This window comes from Moorena sp., assembly GCF_982860115.1.
This window is the reverse complement of the sequence record NZ_CEYLVT010000258.1, coordinates 1-9,745: the sequence shown is the minus strand read 5'-3', so window position 1 is coordinate 9,745 and position 9,745 is coordinate 1. Positions and strand designations below refer to the sequence as shown.

Here is a 9,745-nt window from a genome sequence, read left to right as displayed (position 1 = left end):
ATCTTGTCGGAGACTCACTGAATGCTAAAGTCGCAAAGGGCAATAAGGCGGGATTGGCCAAAAATATCTCAGAGTCTTGCTCCCACATCCTGATTACTCGATAGCGATGGCTGGTGTTAGTATCGAGCAACTGGTTAGTATAAACTTTTTGAGAGCGAGTGAATTTCAGAAATATCACCACCTGCTCTATGGGACAGTTATACTTTTCTGTGAGTCTGACCCAATACTTGAGCATCCGCAATGGTAGGGATGGCTTGGAAGCTGGTAGAGTTTGAAATTCCCACTGCAAGATTTGATTAGGGGTTTGCAGCAGCGTCAAGGAATCGGCGTGAATCGGTTCGGTATTTAACTCAGTTTTGAGCACTGATATTTCAGTAACTTCAATACCATGAAGCCACTTGACCAAATCCCCTGGGTAGTTTTCGGCGAGATATTTACAGATATTATCGTAAGCCAAAGTAGTTATCTGTGGTTAACAGTACCTGGCCGAGTTTACAGGATTTGGTCAAAAAAAGCGATGCTCTCAAAGAGCCGCTACGCGAACGCAACTAGGCTAGGTAGAAATATAGTCATCAAAAATTGGTTTTCTTGTCGCCCACCAATATTGGATAGTATTACCAGGCCACAAAGCGAATACTCTGCCATCTTTATTTTGATACCAACTCATACAGTTTTCTTTTGTCCACACCCTCTTTTCCATAGTTTTCCATAAATCCTGATAATAACGTCTCATTGCTTCCTCCTTCACTTCCAGAGATTTCCAGTCTTCTCTGAGCATTTTATTCAAGCAGCCAATAATATAATTAACTTGGCACTCTACCATTAATATGACTGAGCTATGACCCAAACCAGTGTTCGGTCCTAACAGACTAAAAAAGTTAGGGAACTTGGGAACAGAAATACCAAGATACGCTTCTGGTTCGTTGCCCCATATCTCCGCTAGACTCTCTCCGTTTTTACCACGTATATCTATTTTTTTGTAGGACAAAGAGTTAAATCCTGTAGCATAGATAATAGCGTCAACTTTATAGTCTTTTCCTGGTTCGGTTACCAGACTATTAGTAGTTATGATTTCTATCTTATCTGTAATCAATTCTACATTTTTTAGGTTGAGGGTTTGATAAAAGTCGTTATTAATTAAAATTCGTTTACAACCTAGTTGATAGCTGGGCATAACCGCATCCCTTACTCCGGAGTCAGCAATTTCCTGGTGTATACGTTTTTCCAAGTGTTTTTGCAGGTTCTTACCAATAGAACTTCCAGTAGTGAATAGGGGAAAATTGATTAAGTCATTACGTAAGTATAGTAATCCCCGGTGCAGTTGCATCAGAATAGGGAAATTCTTAAAATACCATTGCATTTGGGCTGAATAAGTCCCATCGTCTCGGTTAGTAATCCAGTTAGGAGTTCTTTGAAAAATGAATAGTTGTTTCACTTTTTTGGCAACTTCTGGGATAAATTGAACTGCACTGGCTGCAGTTCCTACAACTGCCACACTTTTATCAGTTAAATCAAAGGTGTGGTTCCATCTAGCTGAGTGAAACGAGACTCCTTTGAAGGTTTCCAAGCTATTCAAATTCGGTAATTTGGGTAAATTTAAACCTCCCCAGGCACTGATCAGAATCTTAGCTGTTATCGTTTCATTCTCAGCTGTGTCAATATACCAGAGGCAATTTTGGGCATTGAAATGGGCGCTAATAACCTCTTGATTAAAACGGATATGGGGATAAATATTGTATTTACGTGTGCAGTGTTGTAAGTATTTTAATATCTCTGGCTGAGAGGGATAAACTTGGTTCCAATCATGTTTCATCTCAAAAGAGTAACAATATAAATGAGCGGGAATATCACAGGCACATCCTGGGTAATTATTATCCAGCCAAGTCCCTCCAAGTCGAGAGGATTTTTCTAAAATAACGAAATTTATTTTGGCTTTTTTAAGCTTAATACCCATGCAGATGCCAGACATTCCGGCACCAATAATAACTACTTGCATTTTTATTAGTTTTATGTTATATTTTTTGGAGATTATTTGTTTGATTATGTAGTTGGAGAGTTCCCAAAGCGCGATAATCGAAGTTTAGATAACAATCCCAACCAGCAAAGGTCAAAAAAATGCTACCATGAAATAATATAATAACTATCAAAAAAAGCAATTATGGGGAGCCTTGAAGGCAAAGTAACCTTAGTCACGGGTGCCAGTCGTGGTATTGGTAAAGGAATTGCGATTGGCCTTGGTGAGGCAGGTGCTACGGTATATATTACCGGTCGTAGTCTCGACAGTTCCAATGCCACAGAGGGAGTTTCCGGTAGTCTTAGGGAAACCCAATTAGCTGTGCAAGATGCTGGTGGGATTTGTATTCCGGTAATGGTAGATCATAGCGACGACCAACAAGTGCGCTTACTCTTTGAACGGATTCAAGACGAGCAGAAGGGACAACTGGATTTGCTGGTCAATAATGCCTTTTCAGGAGTGCAGGCATTGAAAGATGGATACGAAAAACCATTTTGGGAATGCCCTGAGAATCTTTGGGATGCTGTCAATCATGTCGGTCTCCGCAGCCATTATATTGCCAGTATTTTTGCAGCTCGACTGATGATTCAGCGTCAGCAGGGGCTGATTTGCACCATCTCATCTTGGGGCGGCATGTCTTACATCTTTGGTGCCGCCTATGGAGCGGGTAAAGCAGCTTGTGATCGACTGGCTGCTGATATGGCTGTTGAACTCAAGCCATATAATGTGACGTCCCTTTCGATTTGGCCAGGCATAGTTGGTACCGAACATATTTCCAGTTTGGCTTTGCAAATGGCAGAAGATAAACCAGGTAATCAGCAAAGCCGACTGATCTCTCAAGGCTATAATTGGGAAACTCCTTTATTAACGGGGCGCGTTATTGCTGCCCTTGCTGCAGACCCAACTGTAATGAGCTTTACAGGCCGCGTTCGAGTTGTCGCAGAACTGGCTGATCACTATGGTCTCTTCGATAAAGACGGGTTACGTCCGGTATCACTACGCTCTCTGCGTTTTATAGCTCCAATGTTTTGGCCACCATTAATAAAATATGCGTCGCTGATACCTAACATTAATTTACCCTGGTTTTTATTACTATGGAGAATACTCCAATCTCCTAAAATTTAACCGAGAACCAAAATTGGAACCATATGAGTGATCTCCATGGAGCTGTGGTACTAATCACTGGTGCCGCCGGTGGATTCGGTCAGGAACTGACTCGGCAATTATTAGAAGCTGGTAGCCGTTTGATCCTCACAGATCTTGATGAAACTATTCTTAAAGAGCGTGCCGATGCTATTAAACGGGAGGTTAAAACTGGGGATATACTTGCTATTTTGGGGATTAATCTTTCTGAACGTGAAGGATGCGAAACCCTTTATCAGCAGGTGAAAGACCTGGAAATAGAAATCGAGATTTTGATCAACAATGCTGGCATTGGGCTTTTTGGTCGCATGGACGAAGTGCCTGCAGAAAAATGGGAAAGCCTGATGCAGGTAAATCTGCTGGCACCAATGCGATTAAGTTCTCTATTTGCCGCTGATATGATTAAACGTCGCCAAGGTCACATCGTTAACATTTCCTCTGCTGCTGGCTGGATTGCCCCTGCTGGCATAGCTCATTATGCTGCTAGTAAATTCGGGTTGCGAGGATTCAGCGAAGGGCTTTTAAATGAAGTTAAAATTTATAACGTCAAGGTTACAGCTGTTTATCCTTTTTACAGCCGTACTCCCATTCTCCAGTCGGAACAGTACGGAACCCTTGCTATAGAAAATCAGGGGTTGCCGGACTTTATAATAACTGATCCGGCTAAGGTCATCGGCGAAACAATTAAAGCCATTATTGATAATAAACCTCAGGTTTTTCCTGATGGAATGGCAAAAATTATCTCGGTTATTAAACGTTTTTTTCCCCAATTATTAAACTGGATTTTTTAAACTGGATTTTTAATGGGTTCAACCGGAAACCAAAAGCAGATTTATAGGATTTATACCATTTCTTAATTGGGTGAGGTACTTTCTTTTAGGGAGCAGGGAGCAGGGAACAGGGAATAGGGAATAGGGAATAGGGAATAGGGAGCAGCAAGGGTTGGGTGGTGCGAGAAGCCCACACTTAAAACCCACACTTACAAGGGTAGGAAGTTTGGGAGCATGGCACTGAGCTTGGATGTGTACGCATCGGATTTATTGCTGATGCTCAGCCAACCACACAGCTACATCGGTGACTGTCTCAAAATCCAAAAGCGCCTCGCTCAACTCCTCCAATTGAGCAACAGAAAGCTTTTGAATCCTCTGTTGTAGCTGGTCGTCAACACTACCAAACCGACGGTTAATCAGACGTCTAACGATTGAGTACCCTTCCTCTTGCTTTCCTTCCCGTTTCCCTTCGAGTAAACCTTCGCGTTTTCCTTCGAGTAAACCTTCCTGTTTTCCTTCGAGTAAACCCAGTTGATGTCCTTTTTGAATGATCTTCTGATAAATTACAGACTCTTGCATCACGTCCTCCGGAAATAATTCTGTGATCAACCTTTGGTCAAACCGCAAACCAGCTAGTAACTGAGTACAAGCGGATATGTTACTAAAAGCTAGTGGTTCTTCAATCCTATCCACTGCTGCCGCCACTTGCTCTAATAATCTTGTCGGAGACTCACTGAATGCTAAAGTCGCAAAGGGCAATAAGGCGGGATTGGCCAAAAATATCTCAGAGTCTTGCTCCCACATCCTGATTACTCGATAGCGATGGCTGGTGTTAGTATCGAGCAACTGGTTAGTATAAACTTTTTGAGAGCGAGTGAATTTCAGAAATATCACCACCTGCTCTATGGGACAGTTATACTTTTCTTTGAGTCTGACCCAATACTTGAGCATCCGCAATGGTAAGGATGGCTTGGAAGCTGGTAGGGTTTGAAATTCCCACTGCAATATTTGATTTGCCGTTTGCAGCAGGGTCAAGGAATCGGCGTGAATCGGTTCGGTATTTAACTCAGTTTTGAGCACCGAGATTTCAGTGACATCAATACCATGAAGCCACCTGACCAAATCAACTGGGTAGTTTTCGGCGAGATATTTACATATATTATCGTAAGCCAAGGTAGTTATCTGTGATTAACAGTACCTGGCTAAGTTTACCGGATTTGGTTAAAAAAAGCGTACGCGATTATGCTTTTGGCTTCCCCCTGTGATCAAAATCTCCTCCAATCACCAATTCCCTTTTTCCCAATCACCAACACTATCGACGGCGCTGTTGCAATTTGCGATAAACATCCCGTACATCAACCTGATGGTAAGCCATAGCAACTAGGCTGTGATAGAGCAAGTCCGCTACTTCAGATGCGATCGCATCCGGGTCATCATCCTTACACGCCATTACCACTTCTGCAGCTTCTTCCCCAATTTTTTTAAGAATCTTATTATCCCCACCCTTAAACAATTTACAGGTATAAGACTCTTCTACGGGATGGTCACGGCGATCGCAAATTATCTCAAACAACTGAGACAAGGTATCTGCTGGAGGGGCTACTTTCTTACCGTCCACTCGATGGAAACAGCTACGCTCACCGGTATGGCAGGCAATATCACCAATTTGTTCCGCACTCACCAGTAAAGCATCACTGTCACAGTCGTAGCGGATGGATTTTATCCTTTGTAAATGCCCAGATGTAGCACCCTTGTGCCACAATTCCTGACGAGAGCGACTCCAAAACCAGGTTTCTCCTGTATCCAGGGTTTTTTGCAATGACTCCCGATTCATCCAAGCCATCATTAATACCGTACCATCTAGGTAATCTTGGACAATGGCTGGCACTAGTCCTTGATCGTTGTAGCGAATTTGGTCAACTGGGATAGCTTGGTTAATCGAAGTCGGTTCAGATGCTGACATAGTTTTAGGGCAACAGGTTGAAACACCCAGCGGGTCAAACAGCTTTAATGAGATACACCCTACAAGATACCACCCCTGACATCCAATTGATCACTAAATATTGATCAGTAAATCTGGATTCTTTCTTTACAAATTCAAAACGGTTCAGCCTCCATAGGATAATTGTCTCTTGTCCAGTATTGCCCCTAAGCCGAAGTTGCCTGATCCGAAGTTCCCTGTTGTCCTGTTTAAGGGGGGTAATGGGGTGATCGCCTTTTCCCTTATTTTCAAATAACCCGTACACTATTGATATTAGGAGACTATTTTGGTTACTACCACCTCGTTTAAAACCACCAAATCACAAGAAATTTTCAGCGCCGCCAAGGACCTAATGCCAGGAGGGGTCAGCTCCCCAGTCAGAGCCTTTAAATCAGTAGGGGGAGAACCTATTGTATTTGACCGAGTTGAAGGAGCATACATCTGGGATGTAGATGGAAACCAGTACATTGACTATGTAGGTACCTGGGGACCAGCCATTTGCGGTCATGCTCATCCGGAAGTTATTAAGGCATTGCACCAGGCTCTAGACAAGGGTACCAGTTTTGGCGCTCCCTCTGCCCTAGAGAACGTGCTAGCAGAAATGGTGATTGAGGCCGTTCCTAGTATTGAAATGGTGCGGTTTGTGAATTCTGGCACCGAAGCCTGTATGGCAGTGCTGCGCCTGATGCGTGCCTTCACAGGACGGGACAAAATTATCAAATTTTCCGGCTGCTACCATGGTCACGCCGATATGCTGCTGGTACAAGCTGGTTCTGGAGTTGCTACTCTAGGTTTACCGGATTCCCCTGGTGTTCCTAAGTCCGCCACTGCTAATACGTTAACCGCTACCTATAATGACCTGGACGCCGTTAAAGCTTTATTTGAGCAATATCCCAATGAGATTGCTGGGGTGATCCTAGAACCGGTGGTAGGGAATTCTGGTTTCATCACTCCTGTGCCTGGTTTTCTTGAAGGCTTGCGGGAACTGACTCAAAACCATGGGGCTCTACTGGTGTTTGATGAAGTGATGACTGGCTTCCGGATTGCCTACGGTGGTGCTCAAGAGAAATTTGGCATCACTCCTGACCTGACTACCCTAGGTAAAATTATCGGTGGTGGTTTGCCCGTGGGAGCCTATGGCGGACGAAAGGATATCATGTCCATGGTGGCACCAGCAGGGCCAATGTATCAAGCCGGAACCCTCTCTGGGAATCCTCTAGCCATGACAGCAGGAATTAAAACCCTGGAGTTACTCAAGAAACCGGGTACCTATGAACAGCTAGAGACTATTACTAAAAAGCTCTCCGAGGGACTGCTGCAAATTGCTAAAGATGCTGGTCATGCCACTACTGGTGGTTACATCAGCGCTATGTTTGGCATGTTCTTTACTGGTGTTCCTGTTCACAACTTCGATGATGCCAAAACCTCTGATTTAGCCAAATTCACTGCTTTGCATCGGGGCATGTTAGAGCGTGGGATCTACCTAGCCCCCTCACAATTTGAAGCAGGATTTACTTCCCTAGCTCACACTGAGGAGGATATTGACCGCACATTAGCAGCAGCTAAGGAAGTCATCTCTAGTATCAAGCCATAGTAGTCTAGAGGTATCAGCTATCAGCCGTCAGCTATCAGCTTAAGCGCTACGCGCACGCTACGCGAACAGCTATCAGCCAAAGGCCAACTGCTGACGGCTGACGGCTGACGGCTGATAGCTTACTCAACGATAGTTAGTAAATTGCAAAGCAATCGGCAAATCTTCTTGCTTCAACCGTTGGATGATATCTTGTAAGTCATCCTTAGATTTGCTAGTTACTCTAACTGAATCACCTTGAATCGAGGCTTGTACTTTTTTAAATTCATCTCGAATCAATTTGGTGATTTTTTTACTATATTCTTGGCTGATGCCTTTTTTTAGCGTGATTTCTTGACGGACACGATTACCACTAGCTGCTTCTACTTTACCATAGTCGAAGATTTTTTGGGAAAGTTCCCGTTTCGCCGCTTTGGTACGAAGAACAGTATGCACAGCATCTAGGGTAAAGTCACTATCAGTATTGATGGTGATAGATTCTTCTCCTAATTCGACAGTGGTTTTAGTATCTTTGAGGTCGTAACGACTTTTGATTTCACGAATAGTTTGATCCACAGCATTGACCAACTCTTGTCGATCAAAGTCACTAACAATATCAAAAGAATAGGTACTAGCCATAATTAATAACGGTCAGCGGTAGGCCGTGAGCAATGGTGGCTCACTACGTGACATACTCCCGACGCTGACAAGCACGGTACAGCGCGGGCTTCTTACCAACACCATCCAACGATTCGGTTACTCGGTAAGCTTTATTAACGACACGGGATGCCCCTCCGCGCCGGAACAATACAACTCGTTCTATTTTTAGCTAGTAGGTGGCGGTTAGCTCTTAATTTGTTTTCCCTACTGTCCCTAGTATATCCCATTGGCAAGCTACGTTCCGACCCTTGCGCCGCGCTTTCCATACGACACTTACCCCATGAAGGTAAAGTGCGGGGCTTCTCGCGGTTTAGCTAACAGCTTAAAACCAAAATGGAAATTTGTTGCACCCTATACAAAATTTTTCAACCTATTTATATCAAGGCCGGTAGCATCAGTATTGGATAAGCCCATAGTCTTGGGGAGGTGGCTCAAGCTGGTGGCTCTCAAGACAAATGACCAACAACTAAAACTATCAAGGCCCGAAGCAAGTGGACTTGATCTCGTCTAGCCACTGACGCTGCTTAGACTCAGAACAAACAGAGTCCAACTGGAAAGAGAGCCGATGGCAAACATCAGCGATCGCCCCAAGGGAATATCGAGAATGTAAAACACCGAGTAGAAGACTCGGGCAATTACAAATGCGATCGCACACCCGATGGCGAGAGTTGAATTCTGACCCGTAACATAGGCCATCAAAGCGGCTGCGCTAAATATAATAAAGGTTTCAAAGGAGTTCTGATGTGCCCAAGTCGCTCGTTGGGCATAGGGCGGTAGCTGATCAAACATGGCGCGAGGGGCACTTTGGTCATAGCCTAGTTTGAAACGGCTGTAGCCAACTACCAGAAATGGTAGATAGATTAAAACCGTTGCCCCCACAATACAGTAAAGTAAAATTCCCGAACCGGATAGATGCATAGTTTAGCTCACACTAATCAAAATTAATCACAATTAATCACAACTAATCAAAATAGAACAGAGTAACAACCTTGTTTTGCTGTTCCGCCTCCTTACAGGTGTTGAGGAGGGTACGGCTATCATGGAATGCGAAACAAATTAACTGCTGACACCTCGCAACAATTTCGGCATTACACAAGGCACTAGCTTCAGCGAGAGACAAGGTATCATTTTGGGGGTTTTCCACCAAATGCATTACCTTCTCCAAGTATTTTCGGGATTCCAGTGGCTGTCGCTGAAGACTTTGGGGCAAAATTACCGTTAGCAAGGACGGATCGGCTCGCATAGCACCTCGAATGGCAGCTAAGTTGGTTCCAGTGGCACCAGAGGTAATCAGACGATTACCCGCTTGCACTAAGGCATAGCTCATCATCTCAATGAGATTCTGATGGGTGATAGGAACGTGACGTGACCCCAACAAGGCAATTCGCTTAGAACCAGTTTGCTGTATGGCTGCGAGTTCCTTGGCTAATGTATCGACACTGGCGGTTTCTATTGGTTGACTCAAAGATAAAGATGTTGGTAAAGGCTGAACGACCAGGATATTTTAGCAGAACTAATCCCTCATGTCCTCTTTCAAAAGAATTTGAAGGAAAGGCAATAGGCACCCACCCCTAACCCCTCCCAGGAGGGGAAGGCAATAGGCAATA

General features: G+C 44.1%; 11 protein-coding genes. 3 read left to right on the top strand and 8 right to left on the bottom strand.

The window, feature by feature from the left end; translation table 11 throughout:
• Together AC4II3_RS28260 and AC4II3_RS28255 are read right to left on the bottom strand one after the other, a co-directional pair.
• A partial coding sequence (locus tag AC4II3_RS28260) for an Rpn family recombination-promoting nuclease/putative transposase (RefSeq protein ID WP_490722972.1) occupies window positions 1-457 on the bottom strand: 457 nt, incomplete at its 3' end.
• A 96-nt stretch (window positions 458-553) separates the two neighbouring features.
• A complete protein-coding gene (locus AC4II3_RS28255; protein WP_488014690.1) occupies window positions 554-1,996 on the bottom strand; it encodes a flavin-containing monooxygenase in 1,443 nt (480 codons plus the stop codon).
• Window positions 1,997-2,158: 162 nt separating this feature from the next.
• On the opposite strand from AC4II3_RS28255, the gene AC4II3_RS28250 reads away from it, so the two are divergent.
• Both AC4II3_RS28250 and AC4II3_RS28245 read left to right on the top strand, forming a co-directional pair.
• A complete protein-coding gene (locus AC4II3_RS28250; protein ID WP_488014688.1) occupies window positions 2,159-3,139 on the top strand; it encodes an SDR family NAD(P)-dependent oxidoreductase in 981 nt (326 codons plus the stop codon).
• Between the two features lie 23 nt (window positions 3,140-3,162).
• Window positions 3,163-3,948: an SDR family NAD(P)-dependent oxidoreductase gene (locus AC4II3_RS28245; RefSeq protein ID WP_488014686.1), complete on the top strand. Its 786-nt coding sequence runs from the start codon at window positions 3,163-3,165 to the stop codon at window positions 3,946-3,948.
• Window positions 3,949-4,194: 246 nt separating this feature from the next.
• On the opposite strand, the gene AC4II3_RS28240 is transcribed toward AC4II3_RS28245, so the two are convergent.
• Both AC4II3_RS28240 and hisIE read right to left on the bottom strand, forming a co-directional pair.
• The gene (locus tag AC4II3_RS28240) at window positions 4,195-5,100 is read right to left on the bottom strand and encodes an Rpn family recombination-promoting nuclease/putative transposase (protein ID WP_490722971.1); all 906 of its coding nucleotides are present in this window, start codon (window positions 5,098-5,100) and stop codon (window positions 4,195-4,197) included.
• Between the two features lie 139 nt (window positions 5,101-5,239).
• Entirely contained in the window at window positions 5,240-5,890 is a 651-nt protein-coding gene (gene hisIE, locus AC4II3_RS28235; protein ID WP_488014682.1) for a bifunctional phosphoribosyl-AMP cyclohydrolase/phosphoribosyl-ATP diphosphatase HisIE, read from the bottom strand.
• A gap of 304 nt (window positions 5,891-6,194) precedes the next feature.
• Here hisIE and hemL point away from each other — a divergent pair, with 304 nt between their 5' ends.
• Window positions 6,195-7,502, top strand: coding sequence for a glutamate-1-semialdehyde 2,1-aminomutase (hemL, locus tag AC4II3_RS28230; RefSeq protein ID WP_488014680.1), 1,308 nt, complete (start codon window positions 6,195-6,197; stop codon window positions 7,500-7,502).
• Window positions 7,503-7,625: 123 nt separating this feature from the next.
• Here the strand turns inward: hemL and AC4II3_RS28225 are convergent, their stop codons facing one another.
• From AC4II3_RS28225 to AC4II3_RS28210, 4 genes are all read right to left on the bottom strand, one after another.
• Entirely contained in the window at window positions 7,626-8,117 is a 492-nt protein-coding gene (locus tag AC4II3_RS28225; RefSeq protein ID WP_488014678.1) for a YajQ family cyclic di-GMP-binding protein, read from the bottom strand.
• A gap of 43 nt (window positions 8,118-8,160) precedes the next feature.
• Complete coding sequence (locus AC4II3_RS28220; protein WP_267876366.1) at window positions 8,161-8,286, bottom strand: hypothetical protein; 126 nt, start codon at window positions 8,284-8,286, stop codon at window positions 8,161-8,163.
• A gap of 359 nt (window positions 8,287-8,645) precedes the next feature.
• Window positions 8,646-9,056, bottom strand: a complete 411-nt coding sequence (locus tag AC4II3_RS28215) for an MAPEG family protein (RefSeq protein ID WP_488014676.1) — start codon at window positions 9,054-9,056, stop codon at window positions 8,646-8,648.
• 43 nt (window positions 9,057-9,099) lie between these two features.
• Window positions 9,100-9,603, bottom strand: coding sequence for a DNA-processing protein DprA (locus AC4II3_RS28210; protein WP_488014675.1), 504 nt, complete (start codon window positions 9,601-9,603; stop codon window positions 9,100-9,102).
• Window positions 9,604-9,745: the final 142 nt, after the last annotated feature.